This window comes from Arthrobacter sp. BK1 (genome assembly GCF_056680055.1).
This window is the reverse complement of sequence record NZ_CM155263.1, coordinates 2,423,318-2,446,117: the sequence shown is the minus strand read 5'-3', so window position 1 is coordinate 2,446,117 and position 22,800 is coordinate 2,423,318. Positions and strand designations below refer to the sequence as shown.

Sequence of the window (22,800 nt, the reverse complement as noted above, 5' to 3'; positions counted from 1 at the left end):
AGCGCGTGTGCGCCGGCCATCCGACCCGTCGCCGCAGCCGACGACGTCCGCCGCACCCACCCCACCCCCAACGCAGGGAGCACCATGCCCATCGCCCAGGAACAGACCACCGCCAAGGTTCCGCAGCGGGTGATCTGGCTGGCTCTTGCAGGAGCGGTGGGCGGTTTCCTGTTCGGTTTCGACTCCTCGGTGGTCAACGGTGCGGTGGATGCCATCAAGGATGAATTCGCTCTCTCCGAGGCCGTCACGGGCTTTGCCGTGGCCGTCGCTTTGCTGGGCTGCGCCGCCGGCGCGTTCCTCGCCGGCAAGGTGGCCGACCGCTACGGCCGGATCCCTGCCATGAAGCTCGGCGCACTCCTGTTCCTGGTCAGCGCCATCGGAACCGGCTTCGCGTTCGGCGTCTGGGACCTGATCTTCTGGCGCCTCGTAGGCGGCCTGGGCATCGGCCTCGCATCGGTGATCGCCCCGGCCTACATTTCCGAGATTTCGCCGCGGCAGGTCCGCGGCAGGCTCGCCTCGCTGCAGCAACTTGCCATCACCACGGGTATCTTCGCCGCGCTCCTGTCCGATGCCATTTTCGCCACCACCGCCGGCGGCGCGGACCAGGCGTTCTGGCTCGGCATCGAAGCCTGGCGCTGGATGTTCCTCGCCGCGGCGGTTCCGGCAGTGGTTTACGGCTGGATCGCGTACACGTTGCCTGAATCCCCGCGCTTCCTGGTCATCCAGGGCAAGGAAGACGAAGCGCGGAAGGTCTTCGATTCGATCGCTCCGTCCGAGGAGACCGATAGGCACATCCGCGAGATCCAGGACGCCATCGAAGAAGACAAGCTGGCCGGCCAGAAGGGCTCCCTCCGGGGCAAGACCTTCGGACTCCAGGCCGTGGTCTGGGTGGGCATCATCCTCTCCGTCCTGCAGCAGTTCGTGGGCATCAACGTGATCTTCTACTACTCCACCACGCTGTGGAAGGCGGTTGGTTTCCAGGAGAAGGACTCCCTCACCATCTCCGTGGCCACCTCCATCACCAACATCCTGGTGACCCTCGTGGCCATCGCCCTGGTGGACCGGATCGGCCGCCGCCCCATCCTCCTGGCCGGCTCCATCGGCATGGCGGTGTCCCTGGGCACCATGGCCTTGGCGTTCTCCTCCGCCGTGGGCGCCGGCTCGGAGATCTCCCTGCCGGGCGCGTGGGGACCGGTGGCCCTGGTGGCGGCCAACATCTTCGTGGTCAGCTTCGGTGCGTCCTGGGGACCCCTGGTGTGGGTGCTGCTGGGCGAGATCTTCCCGTCGCGGATCCGTGCCCGTGCCCTGGGCCTGGCTGCGGCCGCACAGTGGGTGGCCAACTTTGCCATCACGCTCAGCTTCCCCGTGATGGCCGCCGCGTCACTGCCGCTGACCTACGCGATGTATGCGCTGTTCGCTGCGGCGTCCTTCTTCTTCGTGATGTTCAAGGTGCCGGAGACCAACGGCATGTCGCTGGAGCAGGCCGAGACCCTGTTCGTGCGCAAACGCAAGGGCTCCGCCGTCTGACCCAACGCTCTGGCACTTCCTGCGCATTTCCCGGCAACGCTCTGGCACCTAGAGTGTGAGCTTCATGCCCTCGTGGCTGGCGTCGAAGCCAAGGCGCTCGTAGAACCGGTGCGCCGCCGTCCGGGTTTTGTGGGTGGTCAACTGCATCATGGAACAGCCCCGGCGCCTGGACTCCTCGATGGCCCACTGGACCATCACGTTGCCGATCCCCTGGCCACGAAGGCTCCCCGCAACGCGTACGCCTTCAAGCTGCGAACGCCACGACCCCTGCCGCGAGATGCCGGGCAGGAAGCTCAGCTGGAACGTCGCAACCACCGAACCGGTAGCTGCCCCTTGCGGCACCAACTCCCCCACAACCAGCAGGTGGGACGGGTCTCCGTCGATCGCGGCAAAAGCCTGCTCGTAAGGCTCCATGTCCCCCACGTTTTCACGCGCGGCGCCCATCGAGTCGTCCGCAAGCAGCTGCACCATGGCGGGCAGATCGGCACGTACGGCGGGGCGGAGCCGGAACGTCCCGCCGTCGAAGTCGGCAGTCAGCAAAGGGAGCGGGGCATCTGGGTTCCGGGTCACCGCACAAGCATTTCACAGCCGACGCCGGCACTCACCGCGAGTGCCGGCGTCGTGCGTTGCGCGAGAGCGTTGCCGCAAAACTGCATGAAGTGAGTGAGCGTTGCCCAAAAACCCGCATTAAGTGAGAGAGCGTCGGTAGGCAGTGCTGGCAGCGGGTCAGGCGAAGTAGACGCCGATGCGGTTGCCGTCGATCTCCTCGATGCGGATATCGATGTCGTAGACGTCGTGCAGCATGGCGGACTGCATGATGTCCGCCGGGCTCCCCTGATGCACCAGGCGCCCGTTCTTCATCGCCAGGATGGTGTCCGAGTAGCAGGACGCGAAGTTGATGTCGTGGACCACCAGGACGATGGTCTTGCCCAGATCGTCGGCCAGCCGGCGCAGCAGCCGCATCATTTCCACCGAGTGCTTCATGTCCAGGTTGTTCAGCGGCTCGTCCAGGAGCAGGTATTCGGTGTCCTGCGCCAGGACCATGGCGATGTAGGCCCGCTGCCGCTGCCCGCCGGAGAGTTCGTCCACAAACTTGTCCGCCATGGAGCCAAGGTCCAGGTGACCAATGGATTCCTCCACGATGGCCTTGTCCTCAACGGTGGGGCGGCCGCCTGAGTGCGGGAACCGGCCGAAGGCCACGAGGTCGCGGACGGTCAGGCGCATGGTCAGGTGGTTCTCCTGGCGGAGGATGGCCATGGTCCGCGCGAGGTCCCGGCTGGGGGTTCCCGCGACGTCGAGTCCGCCAACGGAAACGGCGCCGCTCTCCAACGGTTGCAGCCGGCTGATCAGGGACAACAGCGTGGACTTGCCGGCACCGTTGGGTCCGATGATCGAAGTGATCCCGCCGCGGGGAATCACGCAGGTCACGTCGTCCAGGACTGCCTGGCCGCCGTAGCTCTTGGACACGTTCCGAACGTCGATCACTTGAGCGAGCCTTTCAGCAGGAGGTAGAGGAACAGGATGCCGCCGGCGAACTCGATGACCACGCTCAGGGCGGTTGCGAAGCCGAAGACGCGCTCCAGGACCAGCTGGCCACCCACCAGGGCCACGGCCCCGATCAGCACCACAATCGGGAGCAGCCGGGCGTGATTGAAGCCGCGGCAGAGCTGGTACCCGAGGCTGACCACCAGCAGGCCAAAGAACGTCACGGGCCCCACCAACGCGGTGGACACGGCCACCAGCAGCGAACAGGCCAGCAGGATCCACATGACCACCCGGCGGTGGTCCACACCCACATTGATGGCCAGTTCCCGGCCCAGGGCAAGGACATCCAGCGTGCTGCGGGCCCGCCAGACGGCCACACACACAGCGGCGATAACGACGGCGGACACGGCCAGCAGGGCAGGATCCACGTTGTTGAAACTCGCGAAGAACAGGTCCTGCAGGATGATGAATTCGCTCGGTTCCATGAGCCGCTGCAGCAGGGACGAGAAGCCCCGGAAGAGGCTGCCCAAAATGATTCCCACGAGCAGCAGCAGGTGCAGGGAACGGGTGGCCCCGGTGAACATCCAGCGGTACAGCAGCGCACTGAAGGCAACCATGAGGACCACTTCGACGCCGAACATCAGCGTGGGCGGCGCGGCGTTAACGGCTGCCGCCCCCACAGTGAACGCGAGCGCGGTCTGCACCAGGATGTAGAGCGAATCGAAGCCCATGATGGACGGTGTGAGGATCCGGTTGGCCGTGACGGTCTGGAAGAGCAGGGTGGAGACGCCCACGGCCACCGCCACGAGCAGCATGGCCGCAACCTTCAGGGCGCGCCGCGGGAGGACGTAGCCTACGTTGCCTTTGAGGTCGCTGAACAGGAAGAAGGCGACGGCGGCGATGGTGCAGGCGAGCAGGGTGCCGATGACCAGCTTGGGTGAAGCGTTCCGGACGGAGGCTATGAGTTTTGTACCCGCGCCGTGCGTGGTGTTTTTCTGCTGGAGGAGGGTCTCAGCCATTGCGTTTCCTCAGGATCAGGATGAGGAACAGGATGGCCCCCACCACGGCCATCACCATGCCCACGGGTACCTCGTACGGATAGCGGATGGTCCGGCCGATCACGTCGCAGATAAGCACAAATCCGGCGCCGAACAGGGCAGTCCATGGAACGGCCCGGCGGAGGTTGTCGCCGAACAGGAGTGAGACGATGTTGGGTACCACCAGTCCGAGAAACGGCACGGCCCCCACAGTGGTAACCACCACGGCGGAGATCAGCGAGACAATCACCAGGCCCAGGCGCATGGTCCGGGCGTAGTTGAGGCCGAGGTTCGTGGTGAAGTCCTCGCCCATCCCGGCCACAGTGAACCGGTCGGCGGCGAGCAGGCCCACCAGTATGAGCACCGCCACGATCCAGAGCAGTTCATAGCGCCCGCGGAGCACGCCGGAGAAGTCACCGATCATCCAGTTGCTGAGGGTCTGCAGCAGGTCGTACCGGTAGGCAAAGAACGTGGTGATGGCTGCGATGACTCCGCCCAGCATGATGCCCACCAGGGGGATGAGGAGGGTGTTGCGCGCGGGCAGGCGCCGCAGGATGGTCAGGAACAGGGCGGTGCCCAGGATGGCGAAAACACTGGCCACGCCCATGCGGAGGAGGATGGGCGCCGTCGGGATAAAGACGGTGATCACCAGGATTCCCAGGGTGGCCGATTCCACGGTTCCCACCGTGGACGGTTCCACAAAACGGTTGCGGGCCATCAGCTGCATGATCAGGCCCGCCACGGCCACTGCCATCCCGGCGAGGACCACGGCGAGGGTACGGGGTACGCGGGAAATCCAGAAGATTTCGACGGCGGCCGGGTCACCAGCCAGCAGCGCGGGCAACGACACGTCGCTGACGCCCACGAACATACTCCCGGCGGCCAATGCCAGCACAACGGCGGCGGCCGCAGCCAGTCCCGCGAATTCGCGGGTCCGGCTGCGGCTTACCGGCGCGGTGGTGCGCAGGGCCGTGGCGGTCACTTTCGAAGCTCAGTCAGGGAGAGTGTCAGAAACGGTTCAGGCCACCGAATCGGCGACGGCATTGACCATTGCCTGGACGTTGTTCAGGCCGTAGCCAACGATGTACCAGGCGGCCGGGTCCAGGTTGATGACCCTGTTGTTCCTGGCCGCATTGGTGGACTGCACCAGTTCGTTGTCCAGTACCGGGCTGGCTGCAGCTTGGGTTCCGATGGCGGTGTCGCGGTTGATCACGTACAGGAGGTCCGGGTTGACCTGCTTGATGTATTCGAAGGAGACGGCCTCGCCGTGGCTGCCTTCGGACTTCACGTTTGCTGCGGTGGGAACGCCCAGGACGTCGTGGATGATGCCGAAGCGGGACCCGGCGCCGTAGGCGGTCACTTCGCCGCCGGACGTCAGGACAATAAGACCCTTGCCTGCGTTGGCGGCCTTGGCCCGGGTTTCAGCGATGGTGGAATCCACGCTGGCCAGCTTCGCGTTGACGTCGGCTTCCTTGGCGAAAATGGTGCCCAGCTTCTGCGTCTGGGCCTTGAAGCTTTCCATCGGGTTGGCTGCATCGACGGACAGGTCGATGGTGGGGGCGATCTTGCTCAGTTCCTCGTACGCGCCGGCGGTGCGGCCGGAGATGATGATGAGGTCCGGCGCGCCGGCGCTGACGGCTTCAAAGTCGGGCTCTTTCAGCGAGCCGATCTTCTCGTATGTGGCGTCCGCGTACTTCGAGAGGGACTCAGGGTAGCTGGCCTCGGGAACGCCGGCGGGCTCCACGCCGAGGGCGTCCAGGGTGTCCAGGACGCCAAGGTCGAAGGTGAAGACCTTCTCCGGGTTGACCGGCACATTCGCCGTGCTGCCCTGCGCGTGCTCCACCGTGATGGTGGCGGCTTCGTCTGAGGAGGAGGACGCGACGGCGCCGCCCCCGCAGGCGGTGATGGTCAGAAGAGCTGCTCCCGCCGCTAGTGCCCCCAAGTAGCTCGACAGCTTCTTCTTCATGCCAGGATCTCCACTCCGCTATTACGTCACAAGTTTGTTCGCTAATGTCCCTGAACTCTATAAGTAAGGTGAGGCTAACTTCAAAACGCGGAGCCCGATACGGACACAAAGTGCTGGAGCTCACAACGCACGACGCCGGCACTCACGGTGAGTGCCGGCGTCGTACGTTGCAGGAGCGTCCCTCGAAAACCCGCAGGTACTGCGAGAGGGTTCCCGGAAAAGCTGCAGATAGTGAGAGAGCGTCCGGGGCGGGGGCTCGGGGCAGCGGATCAGGCGGGGGTTTTGGCCCCTTCCTGCTGGCGCTCCTCGACGAGGGTGGCGACGGCGTTGAACAGCGGATGGTCCGGAGCCAGGCCGGTGATCTTCTCCGTAGCCTCAGCCGGTGATGACGACGCGAGGATCTGCGTAAGCTCTGTGGCTTCGGCGTCGGCGGGGTCGTTGAAGCGCAGGGCCGCCGCGATGGCGCCCAGGAGCGCCTCCGGCACGATCCCGCGCTCGGCCAGCTCCGCAGCCGGGCCGATGAACCGTTCATGCCGGCTCAGCTTCCGCAGCGGGGCGCGGCCCACCCGGTTCACCGTGTCAGGCAGGTGCGGGTTGGAGAACCGGACCAGGATCTTCTGGACGTAGGCTTCCTGTTCGTCGTTGCTGAAGCCGTGCTTGGCCACCAGCAACTGCTTGGTCTCCTCGAGGACCGCCCGGACGTCTTCGGCAACGTCCTGGTCAGCCATGGCTTCGGAGATCTTCTCCAGGCCTGCCTCGAAGCCGAAGTAGGCCGCGGCGGCGTGCCCCGTGTTGACCGTGAACAGCTTCCGTTCGATGTAAGGCGAGAGGTCGTCCACGAACGTTGCGCCCGGGATCACCGGCTCGGCCCCGGCGAACGGGGTGCGGTCGATGACCCACTCATAGAACGTTTCCACCGTGACGTCCAGGCCCTGGCCCGGCTCCTGGTTGGGTACGATCCGGTCCACGGCGGTGTTCGCAAACACCGCCAGGGAGTCCAGCGATCCGGCGGCATCGTCCCAGAGCCCGGCCACTTCCGCCCGAAGGATGTCCGTGGCGTTGATGGCATTCTCGCAGGCCATGACCTGCAGCGGCGCCAGACCTGCCTCCCGGGCCGCGATGCCCTTGGTGATGGCGGGCGCCACGAACTTCAGGATGTGGGGGCCCACCGCCGTGGTGACGATATCCGCCGTCGCGATTTCCCGGACCAGCTCCGCTTCCTGGGTGCCCGAGTTCAGCGCGCGGAAGCCGTCCACGGTCCGCACGGTGGGGTGCTCCCCCACCTCGTGGACCTTGTAGCTGTCCGCCCCGGCCAGTTGGTCGATCAGGGCCTCGGCCACGTCCGCGAAGACCAGCTCATAGCCTGAGTTGTGCAGCAGCAGTCCCACGAATCCGCGGCCGATGTTGCCTGCTCCGAAATGTACGGCCTTCACTATGCGTTCACCTTGCCGAACAGCTCCAGGACTTCATCCACGGACGTGGCCGCTTCGAGCTGGGCCACCTGGGCCTTGTTGGTGAACACCTTGGCGATGGAGGACAGGATGTGGAGGTGCTCGTTGTTGACGCCGGCCACACCCACCACGAACTTGACCTGCTTGCCGTTCCAGTCGATGCCGTCCGGGTAGCGGATCACGGAAACCGCGGACTTCATGATGTGGTCCTTGGCGGCGTTGGTGCCGTGCGGAATTGCCAGGAAGCTGCCCATGTAGGTGGAGACGGATTCCTCGCGCTCGTGCATGGCGTCGATGTAGGCCTCGTCCACGGCGCCGCGTGCCAGCAGGAGCCGGCCCGCCTCGTCGATGGCGGCATCGCGTGTGGTGGCCCTGCCGTTGAGGATCACGCTGTCAGGAACCAGGATGTCCGACGGCGGCGCGGCGGCCGGTTCTGCATCCACCGGGGCGTCCGCTGCGTGTGCGCCGTGGCCGGCAGCACCGGCAGCGGCACCTCCTGCGGCGGCGGCGGCACCGAGGGCAGCACCGGCAGTACCGGCACCAGCAGCGCCAGTGGCAGTCCCGGTGCGGGCACCGGCGTCGGCAGTGCCCTCCGTGTTGCTTTCCCTGACCAGCTCAACGATTTCGTCGTAGCGGGGGCTGTTCATGAAGTTGTCCACGGAGAAGTGCGCGGCACTGGCTGTAGCCGGTTTGGCGCGCTCGGTGAGGTCCTGGTGCGTGATCACGATGTCGTAGGTATCACTGAGGTTGGCGATGGCGGAATTGGTGACCTTGACGTCCGGGAACCCGGCGGCCTTGATCTTGTTCCGCAGCACCGAGGCGCCCATGGCACTGGACCCCATGCCGGCGTCGCAGGCGAACACGATGTTCCGGACGGGTCCGGCGAGGACGGCCGTTCCCACTCCCGCACCGGCAGCACCGGCGAGGGTTGAGGAAACGGAGCTCTTCTTGCCCTTCAGGGATTCCATCTGGGAGGTTGCGGCGGCCAGGCTGTCCTCCTCGGTGTTACCCACCGGGGTCTTGCTGGCCTTCAGGATGACCGAGGCGATCAGGAAGGACACCGTTGCGGCGAGGAGCACGGACAGTGCCACCCCGAAGTAACTATCGCTGGCGGTGGCCGCGAAGACGGCGAGGATGCTGCCCGGGGCTGCCGGGGAACGCAGGCCTGCGCCGGTGAGCACCAGGGTGAAGATGCCGGTCATGCCGCCACCGATTGCGGCGAGGATGATGATGGGCTTCATCAGGACGAACGGGAAGTAGATCTCGTGGATGCCGCCGACGAACTGGATCAGGGCAGCGCCGGGGGCCGAAGCCTTGGCCAGGCCCTTGCCGAAGAACATGTACGCCAGCAGGATGCCTACACCGGGACCGGGGTTGGCCTCGAGCAGGAAGAGGATCGACTTGCCGTTGGCGAGCGCCTGTTCCGTGCCCAAGGGCGTCAGGATGCCGTGGTTGACGGCGTTGTTCAGGAAGAGGACCTTGGCCGGCTCGATGAAGATGCTGGTGAAGGGCAGCAGGCCGTTATTGACCAGGAATTCGACCACGGCACTGGCACCGTCGCTGAACGTCTTCACCACCGGGCCGATCACCAGCATGCCGAAGATGGCCAGGACGGCGGCCACGATACCGGCCGAGAAGTTGTCGATCAGCATCTCGAAGCCCGGCTTGACCCTGCCTTCCCAGACCTTGTCCAGCTTCTTCATGATCCAGGCGGTCAGCGGGCCCATAATCATGGCGCCGATGAACATGGGGATGTCCGTACCAACGATCACGCCCATGGTTGCGGCCGCGCCAACAACGCCGCCGCGGACGCCGTGGACCATCCGGCCTCCGGTGAAGCCGATCAGCAGCGGGAGGAGGTAGGTGATCATTGGCCCCACGAGCTTGGCCAATTCCTCATTGGGAGTAAAGCCAGCCGGAATGAAGAAGGCCGTGATGATGCCCCAGGCGATAAACGCCCCCATGTTGGGCATGATCATTCCGGACAGGAACGTCCCGAACTTCTGGACGCCGACCCGCAGGCTGGTGCGGGGTTTCGCAACTGTCTCTGTTGCCATGTGATTTCCTAACCGTCTTTCCTGCGGCTTCGCAGGCTGGGTCCGATAATTACGACGAGCTGGTGGAGATCCGGTGGAGCCATTCGAGGAAAAGCTTGAGTTCCGAGTTCGAGAGCTGGTCTGAGTGCGACGCCTGAAGTGCGGCGTTCAGGGCGATCGCTGCCACCACCACCGAAGATTTCCCGGAATCTTCCGGGACGGCCCCTGTGGCCTGCTCGGAGGACACCGCAAAGATCATGGCGTCTCTGGTCATGGAGGACAGTTCAAGGTTCCGTTCGGCGGCGGGTTCCGCGATCAGCATCAGGGTCACGCCCACGTTGGCCGCCAGGATTGACCTGGCTGCTTCCCGCGGCTGGACATTGAGCTGGCCCGCCACTGCGGCTTTGTTCAGCATCTCCTCCATCAGCGCCTCGGCATCGGCAACGATGGCGGGGCGGCTTTCAGGACGGATATTGCCGAACATCACCAGATAAAGCTCCGGCTGGTTAAGCCCGAACTGGACGTGGTTATCCCACATCCGCCGGATATCCACGAGCGGATTCCCGGACGGGGCGAAATCCCTTTCGCCCGCAACGTATTCCTCAAAACCTGCGGCGACGACGGCGTCGAAAAGACCTTCCTTGTCACCGAAGTGGTGGTATAGCGTGGGCGCCGTAACACCGGCCAGCTGCGTGATCTGGCGGGTTGAAATGGACGCTCCCGCGGACTTTGCCAGCAATTCTGCCGCTGCTCGCAACAGCCGCATTTTGGGGGGAAGCTGGCCATCCAAACTCATAGCCGCTACCCTATCACCTATAGCATTGCTATATGAACTGAATCACATACAATTTTTTCAGGCGCGTTTCCGCTGTTGCACAGAGTAGTTGCGGCGGCCCCGGCATGGCGCCGGGACAACCTTGGCGGGCCTGGCTATCGGAAGAGAACGAGGAACTCAGTGCAGACCTTCCCAGGAGTAGGCGTCAGCCCCGGCCGCATCATCGGAACCATCCGCCAAATGCCCAAACCGATCAGCGAACCCCCTGCTGGCGAACAGCTGGCTGCCGGAGTCACCGCCGAGGATGCGACAGCCGCCCTCAAGACCGCCTCCCAGGCCGTGCACGATGAACTGAAGAACCGTGCCGCCCACGCCACCGGTGACGGCAAAGCAGTCCTCGAAGCCACAGCACTGATGGCCAAGGACACCATGCTGATCAAGGGCGCGGCCAAGCTCGTGGCCCGCGGCACCTCCGCTGAACGCGCCATCTGGGAGTCCGGTTCCTCCGTGTCCGAGATGCTCCACAACCTGGGCGGCTACATGGCTGAACGCGCCACCGACGTCCTGGATGTTCGCGCCCGGATCGTCGCCGAGCTGCGCGGCGTGCCCGCGCCCGGCATTCCCGCGTCCAGCACGCCGTTCGTCCTGATTGCCGAGGACCTGGCACCGGCTGATACTGCCACCCTGGACCCGAACAAGGTACTGGCACTCGTGACGGCAGGCGGCGGCCCCCAGTCCCACACCGCCATCATTGCCCGCTCCCTTGGCCTGCCGGCCGTAGTGGCGGCAGTAGGGGTGGACGAGCTGAAGGACGGCACGGAAGTTTATGTGGACGGCGCCGCCGGCACCATCACGGCCGAGCCTGATGAATCACTGCGTGCCACAGCGGAAGCCTGGGCTGCCACCGCTTCCCTGCTGGCCGAATTCAGCGGCACGGGCACGACGGCGGATGGGCACCTGGTGCCTCTGCTCGCCAACGTTGGCGGCGGCAAGGATGCCGAAGCGGCCGCAAAACTCGGCGCCCAGGGCGTTGGCCTGTTCCGCACCGAATTCTGCTTCCTGGAACGGGACACCGAGCCCACCGTGGAAGAGCAGGCCGCCGCCTACAAGAGCGTTTTTGATGCGTTCCCGGGCAAGAAAGTGGTCCTTCGTACGCTCGACGCCGGCGCCGACAAGCCGCTCCCGTTCCTGACCGACTCCACCGAACCCAACCCCGCGCTGGGCGTCCGCGGCTACCGCACGGACTTCACCACCCCGGGCGTCCTGGACCGCCAGCTGGAAGCAATCGCCCAGGCGGAGAAGGGCTCCGGGGCCGATGTCTGGGTGATGGCACCGATGATCTCCACAGCGGAAGAGGCTGCCCGCTTTGCCTCCATGTGCGCCGACGCCGGAATCAAGACGCCCGGCGTGATGGTGGAAGTGCCCTCCGCAGCGCTGACCGCCGAAGCGATCCTCCGCGAGGTGGGTTTCGCCAGCCTGGGCACCAACGACCTCACGCAGTACGCCATGGCCGCCGACCGCCAGCTCGGCCCGCTCGCAAACCTGAACACCCCGTGGCAGCCGGCCGTGCTGCGCCTGGTGGGCCTGACCGTGGAAGGCTCCCGGGCTGAAGGCCACAACAAACCCGTGGGCGTCTGCGGTGAGGCCGCCGCTGACCCGGCCCTCGCCGTCGTACTGACCGGGCTGGGGGTGAGCACACTCTCCATGACCGCGCGGTCGCTTGCCGCCGTGGCGGCAGTCCTGAAGACGGTCACCCTGGCCGAGGCCCAGGAGCTGGCCAAGCTCGCGCTGTCCGCACCGAGTGCCACCGAAGCACGCGCCTGGGTGCGGGAAAAACTGCCCATTCTCCAGGAACTCGGCCTCTAGCCACCAGCTTGATGACCACCGCCCTCACCACCCCACCAGGAGGAACCATGCCCGAACGCACCGCCACCATCGCCAGCCGCTCCGGCCTGCACGCACGCCCAGCGGCGCTGTTTGCAGAAGCCGCCGGAGAGGTGGGCGTGGAAGTCACCATTGCCAAGCCTGGCGAGCCGGCAGATGAGGCGCTGGACGCCTCGAGCATCCTGTCGCTGATGACCCTGGGGGCTGAAAACGGAGACGTCGTGGTGCTCCGGGCCGAGGGCGACGGCGCCGATGCCGCACTGGACTCGCTGGTCAAGCTACTGGAAACAGATCTCGACGCCGTCTAGCGCACAGTTGTATAACGCCCGACGGCGGGACGCTGCTTTGCGGACTGCGCTCAGGCGGTGACGCCGAAGCCGTTCACAGCCCGCACCCACGCGGTGATCGCTGCCGCCGCGGGCCCCGGGGCGGTGTGCTGGAAAACGTGACCCTGTCCGGGGATCTCGGTCAGGCTCCCAAGGGCCGTTTGCCCTGCCAGCCGTTCACACCATCCGCGGCTGGCCACGGGATCCTTGCTGCCACGCATCACCAGAACGGGTTGCCCGATCCCGCGGACCCTGGCTTCGATCGGATATTCCATCATCACGGGCAACTCGGTCAGGTACCAGCGGAAACCGGCCCGGAAGTAGTCCGAGAAAACTATGGCGTTCGAGGTCACGCTTTCGCTGAACATCGCATCGCGGGTCAGGGCGAGTGCCTGCCGGGCCACGGATTTGCGGTTCGCGTCCACTACCGGACCCATCAGCACCACACCGGCCACCAGTTCCGGTTCCTGCAAGGCGAGTTCAACGGCATGCTGGGTTCCCATGGAATGGCCGATCACCACGCAGGATCTCACGCCGGCGTCGGATAACGCCGTATGGACAAAGGCCGCGTACTCGCCCACCGGCACCTGGCGGGCGGGCCTCGGGGCGTCGCCGAAGCCGGGGAGGTCAAAGGTGTAAACGTCGGCGGCCAGAGCGAGTTCATGGTGCAGCCTGGCAAGGTATCGGTGGGAGACCCCGATCCCATGCAGCAGCACGTACGCCGGGCGTGGAGGGGTTCCGGCTGCCGCCACGGAGGTGTACAGCCGGCCGGTCAATCCGCCGAATTCAATGGCCTTGCCACCGGTGAGTTTCACCCAGTGAGCATACCGCCGCCGCCAGCGAATCCGGCGTTAGGCTGATGCCATGGCACTGATAGCTCCGAGGATGACAGCCGGCCTTCCGGCCGAGGACGCAGGAAAACTGCGGCAGGCACTGGAAGGTGGCCACGACATCACGGTGTTTGTGGACGGCACCGTCCACCGGCTGACGCCCGGGGCGAGGGACGCCGTCGTCGACCTCCTCAGCCGGTTCAGCCGCGGCGAAGCGGTGACCGTCAGCAGCGTTGAGGAAATGCTCACCACGTCCCAGGCCGCGGAACTTGCCGGGATTTCCCACACGTACCTGCGGAACATGACCGACCGCGGTGAGATCCCGGTGGAATACCGCGGCACACACCGCCGGATCAGGCTTGCTGCGATCCTGGCGTGGCTTGACCAGCAGAAGAAAAGCGAACAGCAGAACGGCGGGGAAGCCCCTGCAGCCCCGGAGGCTGTGGCTTCGGAGGCTGCTGCCAAGAGGGCGGGAAAAGGTCAAGCGGGTCAGTCAGCCGGTGGCAACTAAATCCGGGGCCGCAGGGCCCAGCGCCGCATTTTCAGCGCCGCATGGAGCTCCAGCCGTGGCATTCCCCGGAGCGGGTCCACACCCAGGAGCTGGCGGATGCGGCCCAGCCTGTTGTAGATACTGCTCCGGTGCAGGTGGAGTTTGGCGGCAACGTCCTGGATGGAGCCGTCGTTGTCGTAGATGAGCTCCAGGACAGGGAGGAGCTCGCCGTTGCGGTCGTGGTCCTCCAGCATGCGCACATAGACGGAGCCCGAGTCAGCCCATGCCCCGGCCCCGCCCCCGGCCGAGCCCAGCAGCTGGTAGATCCCGGTGGCCCGGCAGTCCACCAATTCGCCCAGTTGGGGATCCACCGCTGCCGCCTGGGCGGCCAGCCTGGACTGCCGGTACGCCTCAGCAAGCCCGCGGGGTTTGGCGAAGCCCTCACTGATCCCCAGAATGATGCGGTGCACCGGCCGCCCGGAACGCTTGGCGAGCTCCAACTGGTAGTGCACCAGGACTTGGGCGTGGCTGGCGCGCCCCACGGATTCGCGGAACAGCACCACTGAATGGGTTTCAGTTCCTGCGCTGAACAGCACCAGGTCAACGCCGATGGTGGCCTGCAGGGCGGCCGAACGGTGGATCAGCGTGGAGGCAAGGGGGTCGGGGCCGCCGGCCCAGCCATCGGCGTCGAGCACTGTCACCACCTGCCACGGCCCTTTGCCCTGGATTTCCTTCCACCCCGCAACGGCCGCCAGGGCGTTGGCTTCGCCGGAACAGGCGGCCAGGAACTCCCGTTCACGGCCGCGCCGGAATTCGGATTCGGCGGTGTTGGATTCCAGCAGCAGGCCCGAGAGCTGCTCGATCTCCTGGCCAACGTCCGGCAGCTGGGCAAGGATCGCCGCCGGGTTTTCGTCCTCCGAATCCTGCTGGACCCACAGGTAGCCCACGCGGAATCCCCGCACCATCAGCGGAACGCAGATCCGGCCCAGCATTCCGAGATTCGGGTTGGCGGGGATCGCCAACGGACGCACCGCCGTCGCAATGCCATGGGAAAGCTGCCAGGCGCTGACATCGGCCGGCACCCTCTTGCTCAGCAGGAAGTTGACCCGGACCCGGTCCGCGTGGGCCTGGTTGGAGCTGTAGGCGAGCAGCAGGCCGTCCAGATCTTCCAGCGAAAGTCCGTGTCCGAGCTTCCCGGCCACCTGTTCCACAAGCTGTTCCACATCCTGCTGCTGCATGGGGCAACACTACTGCTTTGCGGGGCGCCGCGACGAACGGACACGAGGCGACACCTGACGCCCTCAGGCTGAACAAGTGTCGAGCATCGAGGGATTAAAACCGCAGAATGGCGCGGATCCCGCCCCGGGGCCAATCCGTCTTTCCTGTCGACTGGGTCACATCCGGATTTATTCTGGAAGTACGAATTTTCCCGCGATTCCGGGCCGCTGGCCTGGTGAACATGGAGCCCAAAATGATCATCGGTGTCCCCAAAGAGATCAAGAACAACGAATTCCGCGTGGCCATCACCGCCGCCGGCGTCCACGAGTTCCGCACCTACGGCCACACAGTCCTGGTGGAGCGCGGCGCAGGTCTTGGTTCCGGGATCACGGACGAGGAATACGCCATCGCCGGCGCCGAAATCGTCGCCGCCGCGGACGATGTCTGGGCCCGCGCCGACATGGTCATGAAGGTCAAGGAACCCGTTGCAGCGGAATACCACCGCTTCCGCAAGGGACTGATCCTCTTCACGTACCTGCACCTCGCGGCCGAACCGGAACTGACCCGGGAGCTGATCAACTCCGGCGTCACCGCCATCGCCTACGAAACCGTCCAGGAAGGCCGCGCGCTGCCGCTGCTGGCCCCGATGTCAGAGGTCGCCGGCCGGCTTTCCGTCCAGGTTGGCGCCACTTCCCTGATGGCTCCGGCAGGCGGCAAGGGTGTGCTGCTCGGCGGCGTCCCGGGTGTCCGTCCCGCCAAGATAGTTGTCCTCGGCGCCGGTGTTGCCGGAACCAACGCTGCGGCGATGGCCCTGGGCCTGGGTGCCGACGTCACCATCCTGGACATCAACATCAACCGCCTCCGTGAACTCGATGCCCAGTACCAGGGCCGCCTGAAGACCGTGGCCTCAAACAAGTACGAGATCGAGAAGTCAGTGGTGGACGCCGATCTGGTGATCGGTTCCGTCCTGATCCCCGGCGCCAAGGCTCCCAAGCTGGTCAGCAACGAACTGGTCTCCCGCATGAAGCCCGGCTCCGTGCTGGTGGACATCGCAGTGGACCAGGGCGGCTGCTTCGAGGACACCCGCCCCACCACCCACCAGGAACCCACGTACAAGGTGCACAACACCATCTTCTACTGCGTGGCCAACATGCCCGGCGCGGTGCCCAACACGTCCACCTACGCGCTGACCAACGTCACGCTGCGGTACGCCGTTGCACTGGCCAACCTGGGCGTCAAAGCCGCTTTTGACCGCGACCCCGCCCTCGCCGCCGGCCTCAACATCGCTGCCGGACATGTGGCACACCACTCCGTCTCCGAGGCCCACGGCCTGCCGCTCGTCGCCGACTGGCACCAAGTGGTCTCAGCCTAAGCCTTAGTCCGTCCTGCTGCGCTGGACGACGCACATCCCCTGCGTGCTGCCGGATGTGTGTCGTCCAGCGCTTGTTGGTTAAGCCCGTTTCGCAGCCAGTTCCCGTGCTTGCTCGATTAAATTGAGGGCCTCTACCGGCCCTGCGGGGTCTACCGGGACGGGGAGGACTGAGGCCGTGCCGCCGTCGAGGATCTTCTGTGCCAGCAGCCGGTAGAACTCGGGGTAGGCACCGCGCTCTGTGGGCAGTGCCTCGAGATGGCCGTCGCGGCCCAGTGCTCCCGCCCATTCCGGCGCTTCGACGCCGAACTCCTCGTCCAGCGGGCTGCCGCCGGCCACGATGTACGGCTCCTGCGGGTCGATTCCGTGCTTGGTGAACGCTCCCGTGGACCCGAGGATGCGGAAGCGCGGACCCTGCTGCGCGCAGAGCATGTTCATGCTCAGGTGACTGGTCACGCCGGACTCGTGGTTGAGGACCAGGAAGACGTCGTCGTCCACTTTCTCGTGGGGACGGCGTGCCTGCAGCTCAGCGTGGGCCACAGTGGCCGGGCCGAACAGCAGGAGTGCCTGGTCAATGAGGTGCGTGCCCAGGTCGAACAGGACACCGCCTCCGTCCGCTGCCGTGGCGTCTACCTTCCACGCCTTTGCGGTGTCCGGGGACCACCGTTCGAAACTGGACTCAAAGCGGGTCACGCTTCCCAGGGCTTCCCCGGCCAGCAGCCTCCGGACCGTGAGGAAGTCCCCGTCCCAGCGGCGGTTCTGGAAGACCGTGAGTACGCGGCCCAGCCGCTCCGCCAGGGCGATCAGCTCCCGTCCCTGCGCGCTCGTGACGGCAAAGGGTTTGTCCACCACGACGTCGAGCCCGGCCTCAAGTGCAGCCTTAGCCAGCGGGTAGTGGGTGGCGGGCGGGGTCCCCAGCACCACCACATCAAGCTCGCCGGCCAACGCAAGAACAGCGTCGCCGTCGGGCACTGTTTTGGTGCCCGGGTACCGCTCCGTGACGGCAGCCTGCCGGCCGGCGTCGGACGTTGCAACGACGTCCAGCGAATAGTGGGGGTCCGCCGCAATCAGCGGCGCGTGGAAGACACTGCCGGACAGGCCAAAGCCGACGACGGCGGTGCGGAGGGTGCGGTTGGTGCGTTCAGGTTCGGTGCCGGTCATAGCCCAACGCTACCCCGCCACCCTCTGGCACTTCCTGCAGGTTACACCCACACGCTCTGGCAGTTCCTGCGGGCCCCAGACGAACGCTCTAGCACTCCCTGCGGTTAGCGGCGCCGGCGGTTAAAAGGAGGTGCCAGAGCGTTTCGGGAAAACCTGCAGGAGGTGCCAGAGCGTCGGACGGGGTGGGGGAACGGCGAAGGCCGGCACTTCCTGGAGTTCAGGCAGTGCCGGCCTTGGCCGTAAGAGGTGGAACGTCAGGCGGGAGTTACTTCTTTTCCCAGCCGATGGTGGTCCAGTCCGGAACCTGGGAGAGGCTCTGGAACAGGGACGGGCCGTAGTTGGCCAGGCCGGTGCGGACGAACGAGATCTGCGGGCCGTTCATCACAACACCCATGGAGAAGTACTTGGCCATGTGCTCTTTTTCAACTTCCATGGCTGCCTTGTTGCGCTCCACGTTGTCCTCGATGGAGGCCAGGTCAGCGATCTTCTTGTCCAGTTCGGCGTCGCCCAGCTGGTTTTCGTTGACCTTGGAGTCGTAGTACTGCTTGACGGCGTCCGTGGCGTCCGGGCCAACCGTGTAGCCGGAGACGCTCATGTCGAAGTCGCGGCCGCCGATGACCTTGCCGAAGTCGGCAGAAGCGCGCTGGTCGATCCCAACGTCCATGCCGCCGGCCTGGAGCTGCTTCTGGAGGGTCTGGGTGAAGGCGAGCGTGGTGGGATCGTCACCGAAGTTGCTGATCTTGAACGCGGCCGGCTTGCCGTCCTTCTCCATAATGCCCGCGGCGTTGGCGGTGTAGCCGGCGTCGGTCAGGACCTTCTTGGCTGCGTCGGCGCCCGTTTCCTTCACAGGGTAGTTGTCCTGGTAGTACTCGGAGAACGGCAGGACCATCATGGAACCGGAGCTGGGCTCTTCCCAGTTCAGGCCGTTGAAGCGGACTTTGCGGAGGGCTTCGCGGTCGACGGCGGCGAAGATCGCCTTGCGGACCGCCACATCGGTGACCTTCTGGGCGTTGATGTTCATGCCACCGGCGAAGAGACGCTGGCCGCGGCGGACCTCGGAGTCCTTGGTGCCCTCCAGCTGCTTGTACAGGGAGATGGTGTTGGCGGACATGCCGTCGATCTCACCGTTCTTGAAGGCTGCGATCTGGGCACTGGTTTCCAGCTGCCGGAAGACCACGTTTGCCAGCACGGGCTTGGTGCCCCACCACTTGTCGTTGGGAACGAGGGTTACCGTCTTGGCTGCGGTGTCGTACTGGTCCAGCTTGAATGGACCGGCCATCCACTCAGGGTGCATTTCGCCAACGAAGCCCTCGTTGAAGATTTCGGGGGTGTTGACGGCCGGGTGGATCAGGCCGAAGAAGAGGGAGTCCACCGGGTAGACCGGCTGGCTCGTCTTGACGATGATTTCCTTGTCGCTGCTGCCGGCTTCAACGGACTCAACGAATTCGTAGGCTCCGGAGCTCACGATGTCGTAGCCGGCATCCGGGCTCTTGAGGATGTTCCAGGTGTTCTGGAAAGCCTTGATGTCGATGGGGGTGCCATCGTTGTAGGTGGCCTTCTCGTTGACCTTGATGGTGACGGTCTGCTTGCCGTCCTTGACTTCGCTCTCAACCGACTCGCAGAAATCCTTGTTCGGCGTGGCCTTGCCGACGAAGTCGACCTTCCAGCAACCGCCGATGCCGCCGCTGTTCACAGCCACCGGGTTCATGGGGATCTGCAGTGCGGAGTTGTCGGCGCTGTTGCCGTTGTTGGAGAACCCGTTGAAGTCCGGCCCGATGTTGCCAAGCGGCAGGGTGACCTTGCCGCCGGGCTCAAGGTCCGCCGCCGGCTTCTCATTGATGCTTATCAGCTTGGAGAGGTCGCTGCCTGACTCCTGCCCCTTGGCAGTCTCCGGTCCGGTAGACGTGCCTCCACCGCCGCAAGCAGTCAGCGTCAAAGCAGCCGCTATGGCTGCCGCTCCGCCAATCTTGGTCAGATTCTTCATGGTTTTCCCTTCATTGGTGCGAGTGGTGGTGCTTGTGGTGGGTCGAAAAAATCTAGGGCGCATGGGGTTCCGCGGTTTCATGGACCACCAGCATGTCCTCGTCCAGTTCGCCGTCCGGGAAGAAGCAGGCGAACTGCTGGTCCAGGACCGGAACCGGCCCCGCTTCAAGGGCTTTCACTGCCGCCGAGGGCTGGACAGCCTCCAGCGGCGGCTCCAAGGTGAGGCATTTCTCCTGCTTGGCAGCAGGGAGCGCAGCGAACACAGGGCAGCGGGTGGCGAAGTTGCAGCCCTTGGGAGCGTCCAGTGGCGACGGCAGGTCACCTTTGAGGATGATCCGCTCGCGTGTGCGTTCGAGCTGCGGGTCGGGGACCGGAATGGCGGAGAGCAGCGCGCGCGTGTAGGGGTGGCGCGGGTTGTCGAAGACCCTGTCCACTTCCCCGATCTCTACAATCTTCCCGAGGTACATGACCGCCACGCGGTTGGAGATGTGCCGGACCACGGAGAGGTCGTGGGCCACCATCAGGTAGCTGAGGCCCAGCTCCGCGCGCAGCTTGTCCAGCAGGTTGATGACGCCGGCCTGGACGGACACGTCCAGGGCAGACACGGGCTCGTCCAGAACCACCAGCTTCGGGTTCACGGCCAAGGCACGGGCGATGCCCACGCGCTGGCGCTGGCCGCCGGAGAACTGGTTGGGGAACCGGTTGACGTGATCGGGCTGCAGCCCCACCAGCTTCATCAGCTCCATGATCCGATTCCGGATGGCCGCCTTGTCCATCCCGGCGTTCTGCAGCGGTTCGGCCAGGACCTCGTACACGGTGAAGCGGGGGTCCAGAGCACCGGTGGGATCCTGGAAGACCATCTGCAGCTCGCGCCGCATGGCGCTCCTGGTCCTGGCGTCGGTGGCTTCCTTGTTGCTGAGGCCGCCGATCCTCACCTCGCCGTCCTGGTCCTTGTGGAACTCCATGATTTCCAGGAGCGTGGTGGTCTTGCCCGAGCCCGACTCCCCCACGATGGCGAAGCATTCACCTTCACGGATGTCGAAGCTGAGGCCGTCCACGGCCTTGACGGTGCCGATGCGCCGTTTCAGCAGCGCGCCCTTGGTCAGCGGAAAGTGCTTGCGCACGTCCTTGAGCTCCAGGACCGTGGCGCGTTCCGCCCGGGGGATGGCGTCAAAGCCGGACACCGGAACCGGCGGGGCCGAGAAGATTTCCAGGACATCGACGTCGCCGCCCAGTGAGCCGGACTTGATGCAGGCAGCGTTGTGTCCCGGGTGTCCGCCGGCCGGCAGCAGCGGCGGCTCGCCGGTCAGGCAGGCGTCCGCCACCAGGGGGCAACGCGGTGCGAAGGAGCAGCCGGTGGGCGTGTAGATCAGGTTGGGCGGGATGCCCTCGATGGGGACCAATGAGGTCTTCTCGGCAACGTCCACCCGGGGGACCGCGCCCAGCAAACCCATGGTGTAGGGCATGCGGGGGTTGTAGTAAATGTCATCCACCCGGCCGGTTTCCACGGGCTTGCCCGCGTACATGACCATGATGTCGTCCGCGATGCCGGCCACCACACCGAGGTCGTGGGTGATCATCACGACGGCGGCGCCCGTCTCTTCCTGCGCCTTATGAAGCACCTCAAGCACCTGGGCCTGGATGGTGACGTCCAGCGCCGTCGTCGGCTCATCCGCGATCAGCACCCGCGGGTTGTTGGCGATGGCGATCGCGATCATCACGCGCTGGCGCATACCGCCGGAAAACTCGTGCGGGAACGCCCGGAGCCTGTCCTTGGGACTGGGGATCCCCACCATCGCCAGAAGTTCGACGGCGCGGGCTTCCTTCGCCGGGTTGCTCATGCCGGGATTGTGGATGGTGAGCGCCTCGATGATCTGGGCGCCCACGGTGTACACCGGGGTGAGGGAGGACAGCGGGTCCTGGAACACCATGGCGATGTCGTTGCCGCGGAAGGCGCACATGGCTTTGTCGCTGAGGCCGAGCAGCTCCTTGCCCTTGAGCCGCACTGATCCGGAGATCTCCGCGGTGGGCGGCAGGAGCCCCATGATGGCGAGCGAGGTGACGGACTTTCCCGAGCCGGATTCGCCCACAATGCCCAGGGTCTGGCCCGGCATAAGGTCGAAGTCAACACCGCGGACCGCGTGCACCACACCGTTCTCTGAGTTGAACCGGACGTTCAGGTCCCGGACCGACAGGACCGCGTCCGACGGCGTGTGGAGGCCTGCGATGTGGAGGCGTTCTGCCGGCGTGGGGGCCGGGTCAGCCGGTTCGAGGTACGTTCCGCTGCTCATGTGGCCCTCTTCTGTGCGCTGTTCTTCTTTGCCCGGCCAACCGAACTCGAGCTCGGGTCAAACGCGTCACGCAAGCCGTCGTTCATCATGGCCAGCGACCCTGTGAGCAGGAACATCACGGTCAACGGAACCCAGAACATCCACGGGAAGGTCTGCACCTGGGAGGTGGCCCCGCCGATCAGCACGCCCAGGCTCACGTCCGGAACCTTGATGCCGATGCCGATGAACGAGAAGGCAACTTCCGCCAGGATGGCGCCGGTGACTCCGCGGGTGATGTCCAGGACCAGGAGCGAACCGATATTCGGGACCAGGTGCCGCCACACAATACGCCGCGGCGGGACACCCATGTACTGCGCTGCCTTGACGAAGTCACGCTGCATCAGCGACATGGACAGCGAGCGGATCAGCCTGGCGGTGCCCATCCAGCTGAACACGAGCAGGACGATGATCAGCAGGAGCCAGCTGGGGAGGTTCTTCTTTAAGCCATCGCCTCCGCCGCTGGTGGCGACGGCCACCACCAGCAGGGCAGGCATCATGATGAGCGCCTCGAGGAAGAAGAGCATCACCTTGTCCACTTTGCCGCCGAAATAGGCCATGGTGCAGCCGTAGACTGCGGCAATCAGGACGGACACCAGGCCCACAATGAGGCCGATGAGAATGGAGATGCGGGTGCCTTCGACGGTCATCGCGTAGAGGTCGATGCCGGCCTGGGATGTGCCCAGGAAGTGCTCGGCCGACGGTGGCATGCCGATGTTGAAGGGGTCGATGGTTTCTTTGTCCCACGGGGTGAAATATCCGCCGACAAAGGAGAAGGCAGTCAGACCGAGGAAGATGGCCAGGCCCGCCACGGCGGTCCGGTTCCGCATGAAGCGCCGGAAAATGATGGTGGATTTGCCGATGATGACATCTGCGCTGTCCAGGTGGGCGTCCTGGGCCACTGCCGCCGGGTCGATGGCGTTGAGGTTGGTCAT

The 22,800-nt window shown here is 65.3% G+C and carries 18 protein-coding genes and 1 pseudogene; 5 read left to right on the top strand and 14 right to left on the bottom strand.

What is annotated here, in order from left to right:
- The first annotated feature begins 84 nt into the window (after positions 1 to 84).
- Positions 85 to 1,527 (top strand): sugar porter family MFS transporter, encoded by a 1,443-nt coding sequence (locus tag AC1MCA_RS11075; RefSeq protein ID WP_479797004.1) that lies wholly within the window; start codon positions 85 to 87, stop codon positions 1,525 to 1,527.
- Between the two features lie 48 nt (positions 1,528 to 1,575).
- Here the strand turns inward: AC1MCA_RS11075 and AC1MCA_RS11070 are convergent, their stop codons facing one another.
- The 8 genes from AC1MCA_RS11070 to AC1MCA_RS11035 all read right to left on the bottom strand — a co-directional run bounded on the left by AC1MCA_RS11070 (position 1,576) and on the right by AC1MCA_RS11035 (position 10,298).
- Positions 1,576 to 2,067, bottom strand: a complete 492-nt coding sequence (locus AC1MCA_RS11070) for an N-acetyltransferase family protein (RefSeq protein WP_479803359.1) — start codon at positions 2,065 to 2,067, stop codon at positions 1,576 to 1,578.
- A 186-nt stretch (positions 2,068 to 2,253) separates the two neighbouring features.
- Positions 2,254 to 3,012: an iron ABC transporter ATP-binding protein gene (locus tag AC1MCA_RS11065; protein WP_479797002.1), complete on the bottom strand. Its 759-nt coding sequence runs from the start codon at positions 3,010 to 3,012 to the stop codon at positions 2,254 to 2,256.
- On the bottom strand, positions 3,009 to 4,031 hold the full coding sequence (locus tag AC1MCA_RS11060) for an iron chelate uptake ABC transporter family permease subunit (protein WP_479797001.1): 1,023 nt from the start codon (positions 4,029 to 4,031) through the stop codon (positions 3,009 to 3,011). Before AC1MCA_RS11060 ends, AC1MCA_RS11065 begins: the two co-directional genes overlap by 4 nt.
- Positions 4,024 to 5,031, bottom strand: coding sequence for an ABC transporter permease (locus AC1MCA_RS11055; protein WP_479796999.1), 1,008 nt, complete (start codon positions 5,029 to 5,031; stop codon positions 4,024 to 4,026). Before AC1MCA_RS11055 ends, AC1MCA_RS11060 begins: the two co-directional genes overlap by 8 nt.
- Before the next feature lie 36 nt (positions 5,032 to 5,067).
- Positions 5,068 to 6,015, bottom strand: coding sequence for a siderophore ABC transporter substrate-binding protein (locus AC1MCA_RS11050; RefSeq protein ID WP_479796997.1), 948 nt, complete (start codon positions 6,013 to 6,015; stop codon positions 5,068 to 5,070).
- A 269-nt stretch (positions 6,016 to 6,284) separates the two neighbouring features.
- Entirely contained in the window at positions 6,285 to 7,448 is a 1,164-nt protein-coding gene (locus AC1MCA_RS11045; RefSeq protein ID WP_479796995.1) for a mannitol-1-phosphate 5-dehydrogenase, read from the bottom strand.
- Positions 7,448 to 9,523 (bottom strand): PTS mannitol transporter subunit IICBA, encoded by a 2,076-nt coding sequence (locus AC1MCA_RS11040; RefSeq protein WP_479796993.1) that lies wholly within the window; start codon positions 9,521 to 9,523, stop codon positions 7,448 to 7,450. Before AC1MCA_RS11040 ends, AC1MCA_RS11045 begins: the two co-directional genes overlap by 1 nt.
- 49 nt (positions 9,524 to 9,572) lie before the next feature.
- The gene (locus AC1MCA_RS11035; RefSeq protein WP_479796991.1) at positions 9,573 to 10,298 is read right to left on the bottom strand and encodes a TetR/AcrR family transcriptional regulator; all 726 of its coding nucleotides are present in this window, start codon (positions 10,296 to 10,298) and stop codon (positions 9,573 to 9,575) included.
- A 159-nt stretch (positions 10,299 to 10,457) separates the two neighbouring features.
- Here AC1MCA_RS11035 and ptsP point away from each other — a divergent pair, with 159 nt between their 5' ends.
- Positions 10,458 to 12,143, top strand: a complete 1,686-nt coding sequence (ptsP, locus tag AC1MCA_RS11030; RefSeq protein ID WP_479796989.1) for a phosphoenolpyruvate--protein phosphotransferase — start codon at positions 10,458 to 10,460, stop codon at positions 12,141 to 12,143.
- A gap of 47 nt (positions 12,144 to 12,190) precedes the next feature.
- On the top strand, positions 12,191 to 12,469 hold the full coding sequence (locus tag AC1MCA_RS11025) for an HPr family phosphocarrier protein (RefSeq protein WP_108598118.1): 279 nt from the start codon (positions 12,191 to 12,193) through the stop codon (positions 12,467 to 12,469).
- 50 nt (positions 12,470 to 12,519) lie between these two features.
- Here AC1MCA_RS11025 and AC1MCA_RS11020 read toward each other — a convergent pair whose 3' ends face one another.
- The gene (locus AC1MCA_RS11020; protein ID WP_479796987.1) at positions 12,520 to 13,302 is read right to left on the bottom strand and encodes an alpha/beta fold hydrolase; all 783 of its coding nucleotides are present in this window, start codon (positions 13,300 to 13,302) and stop codon (positions 12,520 to 12,522) included.
- 49 nt (positions 13,303 to 13,351) lie between these two features.
- On the opposite strand from AC1MCA_RS11020, the gene AC1MCA_RS11015 reads away from it, so the two are divergent.
- The gene (locus tag AC1MCA_RS11015) at positions 13,352 to 13,828 is read left to right on the top strand and encodes a helix-turn-helix domain-containing protein (protein WP_479796983.1); all 477 of its coding nucleotides are present in this window, start codon (positions 13,352 to 13,354) and stop codon (positions 13,826 to 13,828) included.
- Here the strand turns inward: AC1MCA_RS11015 and AC1MCA_RS11010 are convergent.
- A pseudogene (locus AC1MCA_RS11010) lies at positions 13,825 to 15,121 on the bottom strand (PucR family transcriptional regulator). The gene AC1MCA_RS11015 and the pseudogene AC1MCA_RS11010 sit on opposite strands and share 4 nt — an antisense overlap.
- 157 nt (positions 15,122 to 15,278) lie before the next feature.
- Between AC1MCA_RS11010 and ald the strand changes: the two are divergent.
- Positions 15,279 to 16,397, top strand: coding sequence for an alanine dehydrogenase (gene ald, locus AC1MCA_RS11005; RefSeq protein ID WP_479796980.1), 1,119 nt, complete (start codon positions 15,279 to 15,281; stop codon positions 16,395 to 16,397).
- A 78-nt stretch (positions 16,398 to 16,475) separates the two neighbouring features.
- Here the strand turns inward: ald and AC1MCA_RS11000 are convergent, their stop codons facing one another.
- The 4 genes from AC1MCA_RS11000 to AC1MCA_RS10985 form a co-directional block, all read right to left on the bottom strand.
- The gene (locus AC1MCA_RS11000) at positions 16,476 to 17,555 is read right to left on the bottom strand and encodes a Gfo/Idh/MocA family protein (RefSeq protein ID WP_479796976.1); all 1,080 of its coding nucleotides are present in this window, start codon (positions 17,553 to 17,555) and stop codon (positions 16,476 to 16,478) included.
- Between the two features lie 265 nt (positions 17,556 to 17,820).
- Positions 17,821 to 19,539: an ABC transporter family substrate-binding protein gene (locus tag AC1MCA_RS10995; RefSeq protein WP_479796974.1), complete on the bottom strand. Its 1,719-nt coding sequence runs from the start codon at positions 19,537 to 19,539 to the stop codon at positions 17,821 to 17,823.
- A 52-nt stretch (positions 19,540 to 19,591) separates the two neighbouring features.
- Complete coding sequence (locus AC1MCA_RS10990; RefSeq protein WP_479796971.1) at positions 19,592 to 21,829, bottom strand: dipeptide ABC transporter ATP-binding protein; 2,238 nt, start codon at positions 21,827 to 21,829, stop codon at positions 19,592 to 19,594.
- Positions 21,826 to 22,800, bottom strand: a complete 975-nt coding sequence (locus tag AC1MCA_RS10985; RefSeq protein ID WP_479796969.1) for an ABC transporter permease — start codon at positions 22,798 to 22,800, stop codon at positions 21,826 to 21,828. Before AC1MCA_RS10985 ends, AC1MCA_RS10990 begins: the two co-directional genes overlap by 4 nt.